The organism is Bacillus sp. LNXM65 (assembly GCF_002998575.1).
GTDB lineage: Bacteria > Bacillota > Bacilli > Bacillales > Bacillaceae > Bacillus.
Map to the genome: position 1 here is coordinate 140,898 of NZ_PVRB01000001.1, position 18,862 is coordinate 159,759.

Annotated in this window: 21 protein-coding genes; 7 read left to right on the plus strand and 14 right to left on the minus strand. The window is 40.5% G+C overall.

From position 1 onward, the window contains the following. Nucleotides 1-11: 11 nt before the first annotated feature. Nucleotides 12-2,741, minus strand: a complete 2,730-nt coding sequence (acnA, locus tag C6Y03_RS00665) for an aconitate hydratase AcnA (protein WP_034660778.1) — start codon at nt 2,739-2,741, stop codon at nt 12-14. Between the two features lie 220 nt (nt 2,742-2,961). Between acnA and sspO the strand changes: the two genes are divergently transcribed. From sspO to C6Y03_RS00685, 4 genes are all read left to right on the plus strand, one after another. Next, the gene (gene sspO, locus C6Y03_RS00670) at nt 2,962-3,108 is read left to right on the plus strand and encodes a small acid-soluble spore protein SspO (RefSeq protein ID WP_003210995.1); all 147 of its coding nucleotides are present in this window, start codon (nt 2,962-2,964) and stop codon (nt 3,106-3,108) included. 16 nt (nt 3,109-3,124) lie between these two features. After that, nucleotides 3,125-3,271: a small acid-soluble spore protein P gene (locus tag C6Y03_RS00675; protein WP_012010105.1), complete on the plus strand. Its 147-nt coding sequence runs from the start codon at nt 3,125-3,127 to the stop codon at nt 3,269-3,271. A gap of 102 nt (nt 3,272-3,373) precedes the next feature. Further along, entirely contained in the window at nt 3,374-3,775 is a 402-nt protein-coding gene (locus C6Y03_RS00680) for an Hsp20/alpha crystallin family protein (RefSeq protein WP_034660776.1), read from the plus strand. Nucleotides 3,776-4,034: 259 nt separating this feature from the next. Next, nucleotides 4,035-4,463, plus strand: coding sequence for a DUF2621 domain-containing protein (locus tag C6Y03_RS00685; protein ID WP_034660775.1), 429 nt, complete (start codon nt 4,035-4,037; stop codon nt 4,461-4,463). A gap of 21 nt (nt 4,464-4,484) precedes the next feature. On the opposite strand, the gene C6Y03_RS00690 is transcribed toward C6Y03_RS00685, so the two are convergent. Next, complete coding sequence (locus tag C6Y03_RS00690) at nt 4,485-4,967, minus strand: CcdC family protein (RefSeq protein ID WP_034660774.1); 483 nt, start codon at nt 4,965-4,967, stop codon at nt 4,485-4,487. A gap of 94 nt (nt 4,968-5,061) precedes the next feature. Next, nucleotides 5,062-5,769, minus strand: a complete 708-nt coding sequence (locus C6Y03_RS00695; RefSeq protein ID WP_106038669.1) for a cytochrome c biogenesis CcdA family protein — start codon at nt 5,767-5,769, stop codon at nt 5,062-5,064. Between the two features lie 208 nt (nt 5,770-5,977). On the opposite strand from C6Y03_RS00695, the gene C6Y03_RS00700 reads away from it, so the two are divergent. Next, a complete protein-coding gene (locus tag C6Y03_RS00700) occupies nt 5,978-6,151 on the plus strand; it encodes an aspartyl-phosphate phosphatase Spo0E family protein (protein ID WP_369810454.1) in 174 nt (57 codons plus the stop codon). Between the two features lie 261 nt (nt 6,152-6,412). Here C6Y03_RS00700 and C6Y03_RS00705 read toward each other — a convergent pair whose 3' ends face one another. The 6 genes from C6Y03_RS00705 to yneA form a co-directional block, all read right to left on the minus strand. Next, entirely contained in the window at nt 6,413-6,631 is a 219-nt protein-coding gene (locus tag C6Y03_RS00705) for a YneF family protein (RefSeq protein WP_003212379.1), read from the minus strand. Between the two features lie 84 nt (nt 6,632-6,715). Further along, a complete protein-coding gene (gene sirA / locus C6Y03_RS00710; protein ID WP_012010100.1) occupies nt 6,716-7,162 on the minus strand; it encodes a sporulation inhibitor of replication protein SirA in 447 nt (148 codons plus the stop codon). Between the two features lie 197 nt (nt 7,163-7,359). After that, the gene (gene tkt / locus C6Y03_RS00715) at nt 7,360-9,363 is read right to left on the minus strand and encodes a transketolase (protein WP_060596422.1); all 2,004 of its coding nucleotides are present in this window, start codon (nt 9,361-9,363) and stop codon (nt 7,360-7,362) included. A 187-nt stretch (nt 9,364-9,550) separates the two neighbouring features. Continuing rightward, nucleotides 9,551-9,781 carry a DUF896 domain-containing protein gene (locus C6Y03_RS00720; RefSeq protein WP_034660771.1) on the minus strand — a complete coding sequence of 77 codons (231 nt, stop codon included), beginning with the start codon at nt 9,779-9,781 and terminating at the stop codon, nt 9,551-9,553. 69 nt (nt 9,782-9,850) lie between these two features. Continuing rightward, nucleotides 9,851-10,498, minus strand: a complete 648-nt coding sequence (locus C6Y03_RS00725; protein ID WP_003211322.1) for a YneB family resolvase-like protein — start codon at nt 10,496-10,498, stop codon at nt 9,851-9,853. A gap of 17 nt (nt 10,499-10,515) precedes the next feature. Then, nucleotides 10,516-10,827, minus strand: a complete 312-nt coding sequence (gene yneA, locus C6Y03_RS00730; RefSeq protein WP_003211955.1) for a cell division suppressor protein YneA — start codon at nt 10,825-10,827, stop codon at nt 10,516-10,518. A gap of 159 nt (nt 10,828-10,986) precedes the next feature. Here yneA and lexA point away from each other — a divergent pair, with 159 nt between their 5' ends. Next, nucleotides 10,987-11,607, plus strand: coding sequence for a transcriptional repressor LexA (lexA, locus tag C6Y03_RS00735; RefSeq protein WP_003212311.1), 621 nt, complete (start codon nt 10,987-10,989; stop codon nt 11,605-11,607). A 47-nt stretch (nt 11,608-11,654) separates the two neighbouring features. On the opposite strand, the gene C6Y03_RS00740 is transcribed toward lexA, so the two are convergent. Next, nucleotides 11,655-12,092, minus strand: coding sequence for a hypothetical protein (locus C6Y03_RS00740; RefSeq protein WP_034660769.1), 438 nt, complete (start codon nt 12,090-12,092; stop codon nt 11,655-11,657). A gap of 292 nt (nt 12,093-12,384) precedes the next feature. On the opposite strand from C6Y03_RS00740, the gene C6Y03_RS00745 reads away from it, so the two are divergent. Further along, a complete protein-coding gene (locus C6Y03_RS00745) occupies nt 12,385-12,927 on the plus strand; it encodes an IseA DL-endopeptidase inhibitor family protein (protein WP_034660768.1) in 543 nt (180 codons plus the stop codon). Between the two features lie 33 nt (nt 12,928-12,960). Here C6Y03_RS00745 and C6Y03_RS00750 read toward each other — a convergent pair whose 3' ends face one another. From C6Y03_RS00750 to C6Y03_RS00765, 4 genes are all read right to left on the minus strand, one after another. Beyond that, nucleotides 12,961-13,809: an STAS domain-containing protein gene (locus tag C6Y03_RS00750; RefSeq protein ID WP_060596420.1), complete on the minus strand. Its 849-nt coding sequence runs from the start codon at nt 13,807-13,809 to the stop codon at nt 12,961-12,963. Between the two features lie 147 nt (nt 13,810-13,956). Next, nucleotides 13,957-14,337 carry a NucA/NucB deoxyribonuclease domain-containing protein gene (locus C6Y03_RS00755; RefSeq protein ID WP_045210079.1) on the minus strand — a complete coding sequence of 127 codons (381 nt, stop codon included), beginning with the start codon at nt 14,335-14,337 and terminating at the stop codon, nt 13,957-13,959. A gap of 268 nt (nt 14,338-14,605) precedes the next feature. Next, complete coding sequence (locus C6Y03_RS00760; protein ID WP_066030857.1) at nt 14,606-15,514, minus strand: trypsin-like serine peptidase; 909 nt, start codon at nt 15,512-15,514, stop codon at nt 14,606-14,608. A 188-nt stretch (nt 15,515-15,702) separates the two neighbouring features. Beyond that, nucleotides 15,703-18,846, minus strand: a complete 3,144-nt coding sequence (locus C6Y03_RS00765; protein WP_106038670.1) for a bifunctional cytochrome P450/NADPH--P450 reductase — start codon at nt 18,844-18,846, stop codon at nt 15,703-15,705. Between the last annotated feature and the right edge of the window lie 16 nt (nt 18,847-18,862).

Below are 18,862 nucleotides of genomic sequence, written 5' to 3' on the forward strand. Positions count from 1 at the left end.
CTGTATGAGTATTAGTTGCTTGCCAATTTTTCACGAAGTACCATTTGAAGGATACCGCCATGACGATAGTAGTCAATTTCGACTTCACTATCAAAACGAACAACCACTTCAAATATTTTCTCATTGCCATCTGTATCAATTGCTTTCACAGTGACAAGATCACGTGGACGAACTGTTTCATCAACATGAACTTCAAATGTTTCTGTTCCTGTTAGACCATGAGTTTCTGCACTTTCTCCGTCTTTAAACTGTAAAGGAAGTACGCCCATGAAGACAAGGTTACTTCTATGGATACGCTCAAAGCTTTCAGCTAGAACGAATTTAATTCCAAGAAGGTTTGTTCCTTTTGCAGCCCAGTCACGCGAAGAACCCATTCCGTAGTCTTTACCTGCTAAGATCGCAAGACCTGTTCCATCTTCTTTATAACGCATGCATGCATCATAAATGGATGTCACTTCACCAGTTGGCCAATAAGTTGTATATCCGCCTTCAGTTCCTGGTGCAATTTGGTTCTTAATACGGATGTTTGCAAAAGTACCTCTCATCATGACATGGTGGTTACCACGGCGAGATCCGTATGAGTTAAAGTCTCTAGGCGATACGCCTCTTTCTTGCAAGTATTTACCCGCAGGTGTGTCTTTGCCAATCGCTCCAGCAGGAGAAATATGGTCAGTTGTCACAGAGTCACCGAACTTGGCAACGACGCGCAAGCCTTTAAGCGGTTCAACTTTACCAGGTTCAACTGATAGGTTTTCAAAGAATGGCGGGTTATCAATGTATGTGGAATTTTCATCCCATTTATACAGTGCATCATCTGTCGTTTTAATTTCATTCCAGCGGTCATTGTTGTCAAAAACAGTTTCATACTCTGAACGGAATAACTCAGGTGTGACAGTGCTTTTGACGACGCTGTTGATTTCGTCCATTGATGGCCAAATATCATCGAAATAAACGTTCTCACCATTTTTATCCACACCGATAGGGTCTTTTGTTAAATCAATATTCACCGTACCAGCAAGTGCATACGCCACAACTAATGGTGGAGATGCAAGGTAGTTTCCTTTCACAAGCGGATGGATACGCCCTTCAAAGTTACGGTTACCTGATAAAACAGAAGTGATCAGCAGATCATTTTCAGAGACAGCATCCTCAATTTCTTGCGCAAGCGGTCCTGAGTTTCCGATACATGTTGTACAGCCATACCCAACGATGTTAAATCCGAGGTCTCTTAAGTATGGAAGAAGTCCTGAGTTCACGAGGTATCCTGTCACAACCTTAGAACCTGGTGCTAGTGACGTTTTCACGTAGTTTGGCACCTTCATACCAAGCTCACTTGCTTTCTTCGCAACAAGACCTGCTCCGATTAAGACGTATGGGTTCGATGTATTCGTACAGCTCGTAATCGCTGCAATCGCAATCGCACCTGTCTTCATCACAGCTTTTTCACCATTTGCTAGATCAAATTCAATTTGTTTATCCAGCTCTGATTTTTCTAAGCCAAACCCTTGGTTACCAGCTGGGCTTTCAATGTGCTGATGGAACGTCTCTTTCATTTCAGAAAGTGGAATCAAATCTTGTGGACGCTTTGGACCAGATAAGTTTGATTCAATTTGAGAAAGGTCAATTTCCACAACATCCGTAAAAATTGGCTCTTCTGCATCTGGCGTATAGAATAAGCCATTTGCGCGAGAATATTCTTCAACGATATTAATTTGCTCTTCATCACGTCCAGTAAGGCGAAGGTAAGCAAGAGCTTCCTCATCTACTGGGAAGAATCCGCAAGTAGCACCGTATTCAGGCGCCATATTCGCAATCGTTGCACGATCCGCTAACGGCAGCTGTGCAACTCCAGGTCCGAAGAATTCAACGAATTTGTTCACTACGCCTTTTTCACGCAGAACTTGTGTCACTTTTAATGCAAGGTCAGTTGCAGTCGTTCCGTTTGGAAGCTCTCCAACTAATTTAGCACCAATGACTTCTGGTACTGGGAAGTATGAAGGCTGACCGAGCATACCAGCTTCCGCTTCAATACCGCCAACGCCCCATCCAAGTACGCCGATACCGTTGATCATGGTTGTATGTGAGTCGGTACCAACCAATGTATCTGGGTAAGTGATGATCTCGCCATCTTCTTCAATCGCATGAACAACACTTGCAAGGTACTCTAAGTTTACTTGGTGAACAATCCCTGTTGCAGGCGGAACAGCTTGATAGTTATTAAACGCTTTCTTTGCCCAGCTAAGGAAGTTATAACGCTCTGCGTTACGTTCGAATTCTAAATCCATGTTAATGTTTAAAGCATCTTCAGTTCCAGCTTTATCAACTTGTACTGAGTGGTCAATGACAAGGTCAACTGGAATTTCAGGGTTGATTTTATCCGGGTCCCCGCCTACATCTGCCATTGCTTTTCTTAAAGAAGCAAGGTCAACGACGGCTGGTACACCCGTGAAGTCTTGTAAAATAACACGAGAAGGTTTAAATGGAACATCAATTTCTTTGACCTCGGCAGTTCCCCATTTTGCCAAGTTTTCAACGTGTTCCTTCTTGATCACTCTACCGTCTACTTGGCGAAGCACTGATTCTAAAAGTACCTTAATGGAATAAGGCAGCTTAGAAACATTTCCGATTCCTTGTTTCTCTAGTGCTTCTAACGAATAATAGTGATACGTTTTCCCATTTGTCGAAAACGTTTTTCTAGATTGAAAAGCGTCTTGTTTAGCGACTTGCTGCTGTTTCGACATGTCCAAAATCCCCCTTTTGATGATCAAGATCAATTTCAATTCTCAGAAAAATCGTCGTATTTCACCACAATTTTCTCACAATTTCATCTTAAAACAAATTCATACATAAGTAAATAACAATGCTTTTATTAAATTCAATAAGTTTATCTTATCATTAGGAAATGATTACTCTTCATAATCCAAGCAGAGCGGGTTCATACTACAATTGAGGTGATAGAACATGACAAAACGTAAAGCAAATCATGTGATTGACGGCATGAACGCAGCCAAAAGCCAAGGAAATGGTGCAGGCTATATTGAAAATGATCAACTCGTTTTAACAGAAGAACAAAGACAAAATAATAAAAAACGTAAAAAAAACCAATAAGAAAGGAGCAAACATTATGACGAATAAAAACACAGGAAAAGACATCCGTCAAAACTCGCCTAAGGAACATCAAAGCGGACAGCCGGAGCCATTATCAGGCAGTAAAAAAGTAAAAAACCGCAACCATACAAGACAAAAGCACAATTCTCATCATGATATGTAAACACCCTCCTCTCATCCCGTGGCAAAGCGGGATGTTTTAGGTCTTTCACACATTTCAGTTCTCAACATATCATTTATTATGAGATGTGATGGAGGAGTGTTTATGGAGAATGAAAAGCAATCGAATTCCTCTGATTTTCTAGAAATAGATGATTGGCTCAATGTTTTAATGGATGATCCATTTGCCTGGTATGATGAACACCTCCCAATTGACCTTTATGAAACAAGCCGTGATTATATTATTGAGATTGATGTATCCACCCTATCGATCACTGATGTAAAGCTGACCTTCGCTGGACATGAGCTGACTCTCGCTTACACGGTACAAAAGCCAAATGATGAAGGCGAACAGCCAATTGAAAAAAGTGTCATGCTCCCTTTTTATTTGAACGACAAAGATATTGAAACAGAATACGAAAACCGAATCATTTCGATAAGAATTAAAAAAAGTTCTGACCATCCAAGCGGGGCATTTTCCTTTCAAATCCCGCACTTCAAACATTAAGAGCCCACCTTCATTTGGTGGGCTCTATTCCGTTCGTGTCAAGTCAATACCTTTTGCGAACCACCATGGCCAAATAGTAGAGTCGCTATATGATAAGGTATTCTCTTTCTACTAGATGGTTTGGGTCTTTCTAGTAAATGGGCAGTTATTAATGAAAAAAGGCGTTCATAGAGATGAGAGACATACATTTTTGTTATTTTCTTCTATCATCTCTTCATGTAAAATAAGATAAGAGACGAGGGGTATAAGGAGTGAGAACATGTTAAGCGGCTGGTTTTTGTGGTTCATTTTATTTTGGGGTACGGTGATGATCGGATTACTCGCAATCGGTGGCTTTTTTATGTTTCGCAAATTTTTAAAACGATTGCCGAAGGAAGATGGGAAATCAGAGCTTGATTGGCAGGATGAATATATTCAAAAGAGCCTCCACCTATGGCGGGAAGAAGACAAAAAGCTTTTAAATGAACTCGTATTACCTGTTCCAGAGCTGTTTAGAGATGTAGCCAAAGAAAAAATTGCGGGAAAGATTGGCGAGCTGGCTTTAAAAGAACAAGCTGCCAGCATTAATTTAGATTTAATCATTCGCGGCTATATTATCGCTACCCCAAAGCGGGATCATAAGTTTTTACTGAAGCGCCTTCAAGAAAAAGACATCGATCACACGCCATATGAATCGTTATTAAAATAACCTCCTTTATCAAAAGGAGGTTTAATTCATTTGAACCTGCTGCGGATCTAATTGCTTAGACAGCTTTCTAAACGACAAATACATAGCAACGCGCCAAGGTACGATCATGCCAAAGGCAAGAATCCAAAACATCCCGCTTAGAGAACCATAATCAATAGAAGAACTCAGGATGGTCTTCATCCCGATACGAAGAACAAGAAGTCCAATGAGAATAAACACAAATGCTTTTGATCGCTTTAAATAAATGTCATTCCCTCTAATTTCAAACTTCGATGTTTTGATTAAAAAGATGGAGAAAAACATCCCCACTGTGATCGCCTCTAGAAATTCAGCCCCAGTTACTCGAAACATAGGAACAAAAAACATTAGTGCCCCAGTGCTCATGAAAATAGGAGGTAATATAATTTTTTTTGCGGTTGCAGGTTTTGCAGATGACTTAATGCGAATAAACATGACGGCTACCGCCATACATATCGCAATTATAGAAGAGATCAAGACCATCATATCAAATCATTCCTTTATTCTTTAAGGTCAGCCTATGTATAATATACTCCAATTGACGAAAAAAAACCATTCGCCGCGACTGTAGAAAACGATTTCAAAAGCCTGTAAATCCGCCGACCAATGAGGAGAACATGATGATAATCCATGTCAGAAGATCAAAGAACAGCAATATCCCTACCACAATCATAATGATCCCGCCAATTCTCATGATAAGCTGCTGGCGCTTTCTGATCCACGTCATTTTCGTGATGAAAAAGGATAGAACAAAAAACGGAACGGCAAATCCGAATACATACGCAATCATATATGTGACAGCCGACTCCGGATTGTTACCAGCAAGTGTGATAACAGCAGATAAAATAGGTCCTGTACAAGGTGTCCATCCAGCGGCAAAGCCCATTCCGATGAGAATTGACCCAAAAAAACCAGCAGGACGATTTTTGAACTGCATTCTCTTTTCCCCCATAAGGAAAGAAGGCTGGAAGACACCAAGAATCATAAAACCAAAGAAAATAATGAGAATGGCTCCAACCTGGCGAATTGCTTGATGGTAATCATAAAAAAACTTCCCAACATACGATGTCCCAAAGCCAATCGCAATAAATATAATAGAGAATCCAACTAAAAAGAATAAGGTATGAAGCAGACTTCTTCTTCTCAGCATCACCTTCTCAGATTTCACTTCATCTATACTAACGCCCGTAATATACGATAAAAAGGCTGGATAAAGCGGCAGACAGCATGGTGAGATAAAAGAAAGAAACCCTGCTCCAAAAGCTAAAAAGTAATTCAAATCTGTCAAAAGAACACCCCCTTCTTACAATATACAATAAGAGATGACAAAATCATTTCATTTTTTTTACATCCTCTCAATAAAGATGGTCTATTCTCTTAAAACCTTATATAATTTAATTTGACATCAAGATAACGAATCCTTTAAATTTGAAAATAAACCTTAAAATGGATATAATAAAATCGATTCTTTTTATCAAGATTTGCATGAAAGGAACATGACTTTGGTAAAAACATCATTATTAACTCAAATCGAAGAAAAAAGAGAAGAGCTGATGAAAGTTGTCTTGCATAATGGGATGACATCAACAGTGACCATCGAACATAGCCAGCAGCTAGATCATCTTCTCTTACAATATCAACGACACTTACACTCAAACTCAGCCAACTAATCATATCTCATGATATCTATCATGCTGCACGATTTTTAGAACAGTTGATATGTGACCATAAACGAAACAAAAACCTCTGATGACAGGGGTTTTTTGTTTTTAACAGGAGGCTGACGCAAAAATAAAAACCACCTTCCCTGCTTCATTCATGCAAGTACAGTGGTTTTAAAGCGTCTGATGAAGGTGAATTCAATAAAGATAGGACAACGCTTGTCCATTCTTTATAACCATGTTCCATCTATGATCATAATATCGTACGTATTATTTCGCTTGGTTGTTCATGGCTTTCATCATTTGATTGATTTTCTTCTGGGACGGTTTCATGCCCATTTGCATCATCATCATTCGAAGCATTTGTTCATTAATTGGTGGATTCTTTTTCAAGTAGCTCATCATATACTTACGAGCAATAAAGAATCCGAGTGCAACTCCTGCAAGCAGTGCAACAACGCCTACAAGGATGACAACCCATAAATCCATAATTCTTCCTCCTTCATGTTGTCTCGTATAAAGTGTACTAAACAAAAGGCTATTATACAACATTTCACGTTCAATTTTATTTTTTTAAACAAAATTCCTCACTTTTACCGGATTGAGCCACCCATGCTTCTTTGAACCAAAGTCCATCGCAAGAAAGCAAGGACTAATTTTTCTCAGCACTTCAAAAAACACCGCTTCTGCCTCGTAACTGCCGGTGGCAGACATTTGGATATAACGGTCTTTTATAATAAATGCAGCCGTTCCTTTTCCATCAGGTAAGGAAGCGCTGTATATCGAGCCAATTTGTGTATAGTGAATGTTCGTTAAGTTGTTCATTAATCGCTGGTGCATATGAAAAGCAGGGATTCGTTTCGTCACGTAATCCACTTGTTTCACAAGCATCACCAATTCATCTTCCGTGCGGTTCGTCCAGTGTAACGACTCAAACAAATGAAACAAAATCGATTCTCTGCCAAAATAATGATGTGCAAATTCATCCTCAATCCAATAAATATAATAATGGCGTTCCATGTCTATCCCTTCCTTTCACATTTCGTCAATCTCGTATATTGCTTGTATTATACAAAAATGCGAAAGAAAGAATTGTCTATATATGAAGCAAGAAGAAACTAGTTTTGTCAAAAAAACAAGAAAAAAGAAAAAAGTTTGCAGAGCGGATGAAAATGCTCTGCAAACAGATGGAAAAAAGCATGATGCTTGGAGACTGGTTATTTGTTCAGCTTTGCTTTCACACGGCTGACCACATTGCTGACAGTAAATCCGTATTTCTCAATAATGGTTTCACCTGGTGCAGAAGCGCCAAATTTATCAATGGCAATCACGTCACCATCAAGACCAGTGTAACGCTCCCAGCCAAGTGAAGCTCCCATTTCAATCGCAATACGAGCCCGCACTGCTGTAGGAAGGACTGATTCTTTGTATTCATCTGACTGCTGATCGAAACGATCCCATGCAGGAAGACTGACAACAGACGCGCGGATCCCTTCTTTTTCAAGTGCTTTTTGCGCTTCAATCGCTAAACCGACTTCAGATCCAGAAGCGAGTAGAAGTGCTTCGGGCTGTGCATCAGCAGCTTCAACGACGACGTATCCACCTTTTTCTACTCCCTCATACGCCTTCTCTGGTGCTTGGTCAATCGTTGGAAGGTTTTGACGAGTCAGAACTAGTGCTGTCGGTTTATCCGTTGAAGATACCGCAAGTTTCCACGCTGCAGCTGTTTCGTTTCCATCCGCTGGGCGAATAACAGAAAGATTAGGCATCGCACGTAATGAAGCAAGCTGTTCAACCGGCTCATGTGTCGGACCATCTTCACCAACAGCGATACTGTCATGAGTAAAAACATATGTGACTGGAAGTCCCATTAAGGCAGCAAGACGAATAGCTGGTCTTAAGTAATCTGAGAAAACAAAGAACGTTCCGCCGAATACACGAAGGCCGCCGTGAAGTGCCATACCGTTTAACGCGGCACCCATTGCAAATTCTCTGACACCGAACCAAATATTCTTGCCGGCATAATTATCTTTACCAAAATCGTCTGTGTTTTTAATCGTTGTTTTGTTTGAACCTGCAAGGTCAGCAGACCCACCAATAAAGAAAGGTACTTGCTTCGCAATGCCATTTAATACTTCGCCTGAAGAAGCGCGGGAGGCAAGACTTGAACCTGCTTCATAAACAGGAACCTCTTGATCCCAATTCTCAGGAAGCTTTCCTTCAATCGCAAGCTTCAGTTGAGCTGCAAGCTCAGGGTATTCTTTTTCATATTGTTCAAATAGTTCATTCCAAGCTGCTTCTTTTTTCTGACCAGCGTCTTTTACAGCTTCTTTGAAATGATCGTACACTTCAGAAGGTACATGGAAATCTTCTTCAAACGTCCAAGAGTAAGCTTCCTTCGTCAGCTTGGCTTCATCGCTGCCAAGCGGTGCACCATGCACACCAGACGTTCCTGCACGGTTAGGCGATCCGAAACCAATCGTTGTTTTCACTTCAATCAGTGTAGGTCTGTCTGTGCTTTGTTTAGCCTTTTCGATAGCAGCCGTCACTTCTTCAATGTTGTTGCCGTCTTTCACATAGAGAACTTCCCAGTTCATCGCTTCAAAACGATTCTTCACATTTTCAGAGAATGAACGATCTAGGTCGCCATCTAATGAAATATCATTTGAATCATAAAGAACAATTAAACGGCCTAAGCCTAAATGACCAGCAAGTGAAGCAGCTTCAGAGGAAATTCCCTCCATTAAGTCCCCATCTCCGCAAATGCTGTATGTATAGTGATCTACAACATCAAAGTTGTCTTTGTTATACGTTTCCGCAAGATGTCTTTCTGCAAGTGCCATACCAACTGCCATGGCAATCCCCTGCCCTAAAGGACCTGTTGTGGCATCTACGCCCTCTGTGTGTCCAAATTCAGGATGTCCAGGTGTTTTGCTACCCCATTGGCGGAATTGTTTTAGATCATCGATGCTCAGGTTGTATCCGCTTAAATGAAGCATGCTATATAGAAGCATAGAACCATGCCCCGCAGATAAAACAAAACGGTCTCTGTTAAACCAATTAGGGTTTTGCGGACTTACGTTTAAGTGATTCGTCCATAAAGCGTATGCCATTGGTGCAGCACCCATTGGCATTCCAGGGTGACCGGAATTCGCTTTTTCAATTGCGTCTATGGAGAGAGTACGTATTGTTGCAATAGATTTCAATTCAATCGTTTCCATATAAATCCCCTTCCGTATCTTGTGTACACCATTATCATAAATCTACTGTCCTTTTTTCACAACTATTTCACGCTGAAAAAGAGTGATTTTGTCACATTTAGTTTATCGATCACCTAAAAAGTTATGCAAATATGAAAAAAGATGAGAATATACTTCCCATCTTTTCAAAATTTAAGAAATCACAGACTTAGTGAAGGTTTTGATCTCTTTCTCTTTTTAATTTTTCTGGTGTGACATCGTTTCCTTCAGGATCAACGATTTTCACGGTTTTAAGTGTATTTTTCATAGAAGAACGAAAAGCTTTTAAATACTCTTCTCTCAATAGCTTTTGTTCTGTTTTTTCAGCGTCTGATAAACCGGTCTCTTTCGACTTTTTTGAAAGCTCATTGATTCTTGCAAGCTGCTTTTTAGAAATCATGACAAACTCCTTTAAAACATTTTCTCTACATACTACTAAATATCAATCATTTTGACAACAAATCAAGCTTTAGGTGGTCAGACCTTTTTCATATTCTTGATACCTTCTATGGACCGTTGCTTTTGAAATGTCAAAACCTAGCGCCTGAAGAGTTGCTGCAATTTCTGCGAATGTCATGTTGTTTTTTCTTAATCGAACAATTTCTGAAATCGGCACTTCAATACGCTCACGGCCAGGCGCATGATCCTGCTGTTTTAAATTCAGTTCGGGCTGATACCCGCGCTCAACAGCTCTTCTCATTCCCCGCTTGATTTTCAGGTTATGAATTTTTCGTTGATACTCTTCAACTACTCCTACGATCTCAATAACCATTTCATCTGCTTCTGAAAGCTCAAGCTCGCCTCTATGAAACGTACTGTACACCTTTACGTTCTCTTTAAAAAGACAATGAAGAAGCGCAATTTTTGCTTGTCCTCTTCCGAGACGCGTTTCATCTTGGATAAGAACGGCATCAATTGACTCTTCTTTTAGTGTAGCTAGCATATCAAACACACCATCACGATCTAGATCATATCCGCTTGCTTTTTCTTTGATGACTTTCACCACATTCATCTTGTGCATAGCAGCTAAAGCCAGCAGTTCTTCTTCTTGTCTCTTCAGCGAGGTTTCCTGCTCTTCTTTGACAGTGCTTACTCTCGCATAGATGATTGCATTCATGACTTCAATCGACCTTTCTATTGTACTGTTGCAAGTTGATATACGACTGGATGCTCTTTTTTGACTGGTATGACAAGAATGTCACCAGGCTGAATTTCCGTTGAAGCAAGATCATTGTGCTGAGTGACCCAGTCAATAAACGCATTTTTGTCGATTGATTTGCTGTCGTTTACTTGATCAGCTAACCCCCAAAGAGTATCACCTGATTGAACCTCTATTTTAACATACTGATTTGGATCATTATGGCTTGTGACTGCAATAAGTGAGAGAAATATGCCAACGATGAATGAGAATACCCCAATAAAAATAATAGATTCTTTTAACCTCATAATGTCATCTCTCCTAACAGAATATGTGTTCGCTCTTTCTGTCACTCATTATAAATACGAACAAACGTTTCTGTCAAACGTTTTTTTCGAACCTATGTTTGTACTGTTAGGAAAAACATGCTATAATTTCTTTAAAATTGACGTTTTGAGGTGCAAAAGATGACGAAGCTATCAAAAAGACAACTCGATATCCTGACATTCATCAAAGAAGAAGTAAAAAGTAAGGGCTATCCCCCATCCGTTCGCGAAATTGGAGAAGCTGTCGGTCTAGCATCCAGTTCAACGGTTCATGGACATTTAGCTAGACTAGAAACAAAGGGCTTAATTAGAAGAGACCCGACAAAACCTAGAGCGATCGAAGTACTAGATGAAGAGGAAATGAATATTCCTAAGAGTGCTGTAATGAACGTACCAGTCATCGGAAAAGTAACAGCAGGCCTGCCTATTACGGCTGTTGAGAATGTAGAAGAATACTTCCCTCTTCCAGAGACTTTTGCAGCACCAGATGAACAAGTATTTATGCTTGAAATTATGGGAGAAAGTATGATTGATGCAGGAATTTTGGACAAGGACTATGTCATTGTGCGTCAGCAAAGCACCGCTAACAATGGAGATATTGTCGTCGCCATGACAGAGGAAGATGAAGCGACAGTGAAACGTTTCTATAAAGAAGATACACACTTTAGATTACAGCCAGAGAACCCATCTATGGAACCGATTATTTTACAGAATGTAAGTATACTAGGTAAAGTGATTGGCGTATTTAGAAATATTCACTAAAAAAAGCCGGTATTTCATCAGCTGCTGATGAGAACCGGCTTTTTCTTTTATGAACAAGAATATGCTAGAATACGCGAGCTTGGGAAGGAACCAAATGTAAAGTTTGGCCAAATAAAGCCAGTTGTTCTCCCGAAAGGCTGTGAGGATAGGACATACATTAAAAACACTTGACCGTTTCTCATGAACACAATCGTCCATCTTCTATTACATCCCGCTGCAAATTGAACAGATTGCTGGCCTCCACCTGTTTGCCCTGAAATAAGTGACTGCATGCTTTGAGGCTGTGATAATGCTTGCTGATACTGCGAAATGATATGCTGCGGCGGAGCTGGCGGAGCTGATCCGCTTGATCCGGGTCCAGTGCCTCCTCCTCCGATTGGAAACCCTGGAAATCCTCCAACTTGAGGAATAGGGAGTGATGGCCATCCTTGCATCTGCCTGTCATATGAGTACCCATTCCACATACCTTCATACGGATAATACATATTCAACACCACTTTCTTAGACATTCATCACGATAGTATATGTCATAAATGAAAAAGCGTGTTGAACGTCCAAACAAAAATTTTTCCAAAAAACGTTTTGTTCTTCTTTAGAACGGTTAAATAGTAGATATAAAGAAAAAATAAAAAAATGAAAACTTTTTGTCTCCCTCAAACGTTATATATAGAAAGAAAAGAAATAAAAAACATTTAGATTTAATACTTGTAATATCAATGTAATTGTTGTAACATTTGTAACATAAGAAGTTTTCATTGAGAAAAGGAGGCAATCGCCTTGAAAAAATTATTCGTTTTATTAACTGCTATTATGCTTATGATCTCATTACAATCTACAACATTGGCCGCTTCTAAAAAACCAGCCGCTTTGACAAATAAAGAAGCGTTACATATTGCCCTTGACGCACGAGAACACTTTTGGAGTGCGATGTCAGGCTACAAAATTAATGAACATTCCGATTACAAATTAAAATCATTTAGCTATAAAGACATGACATACAACTATCTTTCTAAAACATTTGATACAAAGAAAAAACTAAACAGCTACCTATCTCAAGTTTTCACAAAAGATGCCATCAATCAAGGTTTAAAAGACTACCAGTTCATTGTTCATAAAGGCAAAATGGCTGTTCCAGTCGGTGACGGAGACAACATGCTTAATTGGGATAAAGCCACACCTAAACTTGTCTCTAAAAAACAAACGGTCCGCACATATGAATTCACCGTCCCAACACTTGATGGACGCAAAGTAAAACGAACTGTTACGTACGAAAAAGTACAAAAAGATTGGAAAGTCACAAAAATTGACGCTGTCATCTAAATAAGAAACCAGGCCATTCAATCGGCCTGGTTTTTATATTGGAGAAAATTCAGTCATGCGATCCAGCGCGTGAGCAAGTGATGATGCCGTGCGAAATTCATTAAAAGGAAGCCCAAGCTGCACGGCTGTTTGGGCAATTTCTGGTCTGATTCCTGAAATGGTCGTCTCTACTCCAATTAACCGAAGTGATGTGACAAGATCAAAGATTTGATGAGCCACCATTGTATCAATAATGACAACGCCCGATAAATCAATACATAAATGCTGTACGCCTTTTTGCGAGCACTGTTTCAGCGTATTTTCTAAAATCATCTTTGCTCTCGCTGTATCAATGTCACCTACTAACGGCAATAACGCAATATGATTTTTTAAGACAATGACAGGTGAGCTCAGCTCGTAAATCATGTCTCTTTGTGCCACGAGCTTCTTCGTTGTATTTTTCACATATTGCTGGATGAACACATGAATTGAAATATTAAACGCCTCTGAAATTAAATCATACCAATAAAAGATGCGGTCAATATCAATTTCATCTTGACGCTGCTTAATAAATTCTTTTAAGTAATGAAGGACCACTCTTTGATTGGACATGTATTCTCTCACAACATAATCTAATGGTGTGTTTAAATGCTTTGGGTCACTGGCTAAGTCTTCAGACCACTTTTTAAACTCAGTATGTAAATACGTCTTGTCTTCAATAAGAGCACGTATAAAATGCTGGTAATAATCTTGATTTTGCCGTTTCAGCTCTGCTATAATGCTGGAATCTGTTGAACGATATATTGATTCTGGATCATTATCCTCAATTGATTCATACCAAGTTTCAGTCAGTTTCTCTGCATGTTGCATGAAAAAATCGTATAATGCACGGTTCTTATCCATAAGCATATGTCCCTTCACATTTTCTTCTTGTCAGTCTTTGTACCTTATAGATCCATTGTACCACTGAATCTTTTGTCCCTGCCAGCTCCAATACGCTCTGATCATCAACAAAAAAGGCACCTACTCACAGGTGCCTCTCTTCCAGTTTTATTTCACAATAAATAAAATTCTTTTCCCATCAGGATAACCGCTAATCTGGTGTCCAACCCATGAGCCTGCTCCCCTATTATCAGATGGGCTGACATATTGAACACTCGCACCTTTTCCTCCCTCAAGACAAACCGCCATCGGCCACTCATCCCGGTCAAAGCCAGGTTTAGTCGGAATTCCTTTTAATGATTCTTGCCTGCGGGCATCTGCTCCATTTCGGTCTATCGTACACACATCTGAATGCCCTTTTCGAATGGCTTCTTGAATATGGCTGCCTGTTTCAGGGTACCGTTCCTTTGGAAATTGAATGACATGATCATATCGATCCGCACCTTTTGCCGCATGTTTCTCCCCAAATCCACCTAACAACGTGCCCATCCATATCACAAAGCATAGGGCGACACCAGTGATCCAGCCTCTTCTCATTTTCAAAAGTGTGAGACCTCCTCATTTTTCTCAAGCAGAATCTTGACTTAAAGGAAATGTGTCATTTTAATGTATGAGCGGTTCACGAATGACATGTGAAAAAAATGATGAGGCTGAGAACTCAATGAATCTCTCAAGCGTAGACAGATAGAAACCAGTGATTCTATCCATATAAAAAAGCTTGTCCCCTATGAAGGAAACAAGCTTTGTGCTCTAGCTTTTATTGCGCTTTTGCATAGTTGATAAATTCAACAAAGGCAGCTGTCGCTTTTGGACCGCCATTAATCGTTCCGTTTGAATACCCTGCGTTGTGAACCCCAACGATTTGCTGATTTTGATCTAGCATCGCTGAGCCTGAATTTCCGCTAAATGTATCAATCGTATAGTATGCGAGATTTGTATCTTCTCTTGTCACAGAACCTGACATCTCCCACTGCGACACCTTGCCAGTCGATCTCATTTTATCACCTGGGTATCCAGAAATTTTAATCGTTGTCCCAGTTAAGTTTGTCACCTGACGGATAGAGCGGTAACCGACCGTATTGCCAATGTTCGTATCTGTTTTGATCACGGCAAAATCATATTGGCTCGCGCCTGTATTGATATATCCGCTTGGTACATAGAACTCCGTCATGTTTGCTGAGCCATTCACCGCAGTACTATCGTTCATGCCTGGATACACCGATCCTTTTGCACTATAACTTCTCGATGCTGTATTGTACACGCAGTGCCCGTTTGTCAAAATTTTGTTAGGGGCAATGAGTGTCCCCGTGCAGCTTGAGCCGCCAAATGTAATATAAGCAATTGAATTATATGGTGCCACTCTTGTGTTTGTTACTTTTGTTCTACCATCGTCTCCAATGACGACTTTTGTTTGAAAGTCTTTTAAATATTTTGATAGTGGTTTTACTTTTTCGCCAACAGTAGAAGAAAGATCATCCACTTTGTCAAAGGATGAGGGGGATTTCGTATCATTGTGGAAATCACTTGAAGAGATCACCTTTCCATCAGAAGTCACCATGTCATAATCAGACGTTAGTACTGAATCCGATGTGGCATGGGCAAAACTAGGCACACTTAAAGCACCAAAAACGAGTAGAGAAGGCAGTAACATTTTCACCTTTTTCATCATATTCCTCCTTTATGTCCTATATCAAAAATCATACGATTGTTTCATATTGGAGTAAATGAGAGAATATTCTTATTTTTTACAAAATATTTCATTTTTAAATTAGGTGTTTTGTATCTTTCCAACCTTCATTCTATTGATCTCTCTGAAATAGAAAAAACCGCCTAATTGGCGGTCTTCCTAATTTTTCAGCTCCACACATCTTTTACATATCTATTGTCATTTGCAAGGGTTGTCAGCCAATTTTCAGCTGTTTCCTTCGAGCAATGTTTCTCGTTTTGATAGAGGTCGATAAGCGTAGCCTCTACGTCTGGTGCCATAACTTTTCCGTCCCCGCACACGTAAAGATACCCACCTTGGTCAAGTAACTTGATCAGCATGTCGCCGTCTTCTTTCAACAAATGCTGGACATATACTTTTTGCTCTTTGTGACGAGAATAAGCCCGGTGGATGTGAACAACTCCTTTTTGCGCTGCAAGCTGCATTTCCTCAAAATACAGATCATCTTCAAGAGGGTGACGGCAGCCAAAATATAGGTGAGCTTCGCCTAGTGGTTTTCCTTCCTTCTGCCACACTTCTCTTGCCTGAACAAACCCTCTAAATGGAGCGATTCCTGTACCCGGTCCGATCATGATCATCGGTACTTCAGATGAAGGTGGCAGCTGGAATCCTGCCTGCGCTTCGTGGAGGAAGCAGGCGACTTCTTCTCCTGCCTGCAGACCGCATAAATAGTTTGATGCGACTCCGGCATATTCTCCGCGGCCGCTCCACGCTTTACCTTTCACAACCGCCACTGTGATACTGACTCTTTTTTCTTCGACCTTTGGTGAGCTAGAAATTGAGTAATAGCGCGGCTTCAAACCTGGTAAAAGTGCTAAAAAGTGCACAAACGGCAGCTCACACGCTTCATATTGATCTAATAAGTCCAGCATGGTTACTCGTTTCTTTAAAACGGCTTCTTGATATGCTTCACCAGCCATTTGCTCAAGCTCCACGCGGTGAGGCGGACAAACTGTATATGCTGCGAGCTCTCTTAGCTGCGTACGTGTTGCAGGCTCTTGAAGCTCAACATGTGACGCAAGTAATTCTCTCATTTGAATCGGCTGATCTAAAGGTAAATGACTTGCTTCTTTCTGAGAAGAAAGCTTGATGTGCTGCTTAGGATCAAGATTGAAGCGATTGATCACCCGCTGCACGAGTGCATCACTATTTTTCGGAACAATTCCGATATGATCCCCTTCTTTGTATTGTTTCTCTTCAGGCAATTGCAGTTCAATATGTCTTGTTTGCCGCTCACTTTTTTCAGATTGTAATTCCTCATTTTTCAGTACAACAGCTGAAAAAGCACCATACGTTTTCGCCACAGGACGTTCTACTAGCTCATTTGTATAAACAACTGATAATTTTGGATTTTCCTTACCTTTCTCTTGGAAGGTGAGCTTAAATTCTTTTGCAAGCTGCTTAAAGACCGTTTTCTGGAATGTTTCTTTATCCTCATCCATATCTCCGCCTGCATCGCCTTCTCCTAAATCAGCTACACGCTTTGCACCTTTACTTTCAAGTGCTTCATCAATGAGACGCGGAATACGCTGGTACGTACTCGCCCAATTTCGATCTCCGCATCCAAAAACAGCAAATGTCACGTTTGATAAATCCTGCTCTTCATCCTGCGTGACCCAATCCACAAATTTTTTCGCATGGTCAGGCGGATGTCCATTGTATGAAGCGGTCACGATTAAGACTGCACCTTTATCTGGTAATTGGCGTGTATAGTCATCAAGCGGAGCAGTGGTCACGTCAAACCCTTTTGCTTTCCCGTCTTCAGCAAATTCGTTTGCGATTTGCTGCGCTGTGCCAAGATTTGATCCATATAGAACAAGCAGTGGTGTACCGTGACTGGCCACTTTTGACTCATCAGATTTTGTGCTTTTTTTCGCCTCTTCTTTCGGTGGTGCCATAAAGAGTTTCTGCTTCCGTGGCCGCACTTTGATTTTAAAATCGTTTGGCTTAATCGTCAGAGATTCTTTTAAATCAAGTTCATATGATGTGTGATCAATCAATTCCAGATTGTGCAGAACCATCGCTAGCACCATTGTGGCTTCATGAAGGGCGAATTGCATGCCGATACATGCACGCTGCCCATTCCCAAAAGGCTTGTAGGCATGCTGCGGGATCTTTTCAGGGTGCAGAAACCGCTCTGGTTTAAATTCTTCCGCATCCTCTCCCCATACCGCTTGATCACGATGTAACTTAGGGAGAAGCACGGAGACACTTTGATTCTTTTCAATCGAATATTTCCCTCCGATGACGGTGTCCTCTTTCGCATAAAGAGAGAACGTAGGCGCTGTTGGCCAGAGGCGAAGTGATTCATTTAAAACCATACGAGTGTAATTTAGTTTTTGTACCTGCTTAAATGTTGGCAGTCCGCCTTGCAGCACATCATCTGCTTCTTGGACGGCTTTCTTTAATTTTTCTGGATTCTTTAATAAGAAATAAATCGCAAAGGATAGCAGCCCGCTTGTTGTTTCGTGCCCAGCTATTAAGAAGGTAATGATTTGATAGCGGATATTTTCATCTGACAGGCGCTCTCCTGTTTCAGGGTCCTTTGCATGCAGCATGAGGGACAGTAAATCATCGCCCGTTTTATCTTGTTTTTTTCGTTCTTGAATAATGTCATCTACTAATTGCTTCATAAAATCGACATTTTGGTCAAATTTTTTTCTTCTTTTGATCATTAGCTTATCTGCAACCGGCAACCGGCTCGCCTGATCCATCGCTTCGTTTAAACCATTCAGCATACTTTCGATGAATGGATGCTGATTTTCTTTATAAAAGCTGTTAAATCGAAAATCAAAACCGCAAAGTCCGATCGTATCTAAAGTAAGCTTTGTCATATCCTCTGCTACTTCAATTTCTTCATCACGGCCTGTTCTTTGCCATTTTTGTACAAGCTGTGTGGCAATATCGAGCATCATCTCATGATAGCCCTTCATGGCCTGCTGGCTAAACGCCGGCATCAAGATGTGGTGAGCCTTTCTCCAGTTCGGTTCTTCTGTCCAGCTCGTAAATAACCCATCTCCTGCAAATGCTCTTACTTTATTGAGACTGCTCCCAATGTATTTATCAAAACGGCTCTCATCACATATTTCTTGGACAAGTTCATGGCTGGAAACAAAAATACTTGTTGCTTTTGAAAATTCAAACTGAAAGATCGGTCCTAATTCATCTGCAAGACGCCAAAAGGTTTGAGAAAGCTCCCCCTTTTTGATATGGGGAATATTTTTAAAAGGTCCGTATGTTTTTGGTTTTGGAATGATTGATGTTTGTTGCATGTGCCCACTCCCTTTA

Bases quoted from the DNA above. Each gene is read 5' to 3' on its own strand.
- acnA (WP_034660778.1), bottom strand. From the start codon at position 2,741: ATGTCGAAACAGCAGCAAGTCGCTAAACAAGACGCTTTTCAATCTAGA.
- sspO (WP_003210995.1), top strand. From the start codon at position 2,962: ATGACAAAACGTAAAGCAAATCATGTGATTGACGGCATGAACGCAGCC.
- C6Y03_RS00675 (WP_012010105.1), top strand. From the start codon at position 3,125: ATGACGAATAAAAACACAGGAAAAGACATCCGTCAAAACTCGCCTAAG.
- C6Y03_RS00680 (WP_034660776.1), top strand. From the start codon at position 3,374: ATGGAGAATGAAAAGCAATCGAATTCCTCTGATTTTCTAGAAATAGAT.
- C6Y03_RS00685 (WP_034660775.1), top strand. From the start codon at position 4,035: ATGTTAAGCGGCTGGTTTTTGTGGTTCATTTTATTTTGGGGTACGGTG.
- C6Y03_RS00690 (WP_034660774.1), bottom strand. From the start codon at position 4,967: ATGATGGTCTTGATCTCTTCTATAATTGCGATATGTATGGCGGTAGCC.
- C6Y03_RS00700 (WP_369810454.1), top strand. From the start codon at position 5,978: ATGACTTTGGTAAAAACATCATTATTAACTCAAATCGAAGAAAAAAGA.
- C6Y03_RS00705 (WP_003212379.1), bottom strand. From the start codon at position 6,631: ATGGATTTATGGGTTGTCATCCTTGTAGGCGTTGTTGCACTGCTTGCA.
- sirA (WP_012010100.1), bottom strand. From the start codon at position 7,162: ATGGAACGCCATTATTATATTTATTGGATTGAGGATGAATTTGCACAT.
- tkt (WP_060596422.1), bottom strand. From the start codon at position 9,363: ATGGAAACGATTGAATTGAAATCTATTGCAACAATACGTACTCTCTCC.
- C6Y03_RS00720 (WP_034660771.1), bottom strand. From the start codon at position 9,781: ATGATTTCTAAAAAGCAGCTTGCAAGAATCAATGAGCTTTCAAAAAAG.
- C6Y03_RS00725 (WP_003211322.1), bottom strand. From the start codon at position 10,498: ATGAATGCAATCATCTATGCGAGAGTAAGCACTGTCAAAGAAGAGCAG.
- yneA (WP_003211955.1), bottom strand. From the start codon at position 10,827: ATGAGGTTAAAAGAATCTATTATTTTTATTGGGGTATTCTCATTCATC.
- lexA (WP_003212311.1), top strand. From the start codon at position 10,987: ATGACGAAGCTATCAAAAAGACAACTCGATATCCTGACATTCATCAAA.
- C6Y03_RS00740 (WP_034660769.1), bottom strand. From the start codon at position 12,092: ATGTATTATCCGTATGAAGGTATGTGGAATGGGTACTCATATGACAGG.
- C6Y03_RS00750 (WP_060596420.1), bottom strand. From the start codon at position 13,809: ATGGATAAGAACCGTGCATTATACGATTTTTTCATGCAACATGCAGAG.
- C6Y03_RS00755 (WP_045210079.1), bottom strand. From the start codon at position 14,337: ATGGGCACGTTGTTAGGTGGATTTGGGGAGAAACATGCGGCAAAAGGT.
- C6Y03_RS00760 (WP_066030857.1), bottom strand. From the start codon at position 15,514: ATGAAAAAGGTGAAAATGTTACTGCCTTCTCTACTCGTTTTTGGTGCT.
- C6Y03_RS00765 (WP_106038670.1), bottom strand. From the start codon at position 18,846: ATGCAACAAACATCAATCATTCCAAAACCAAAAACATACGGACCTTTT.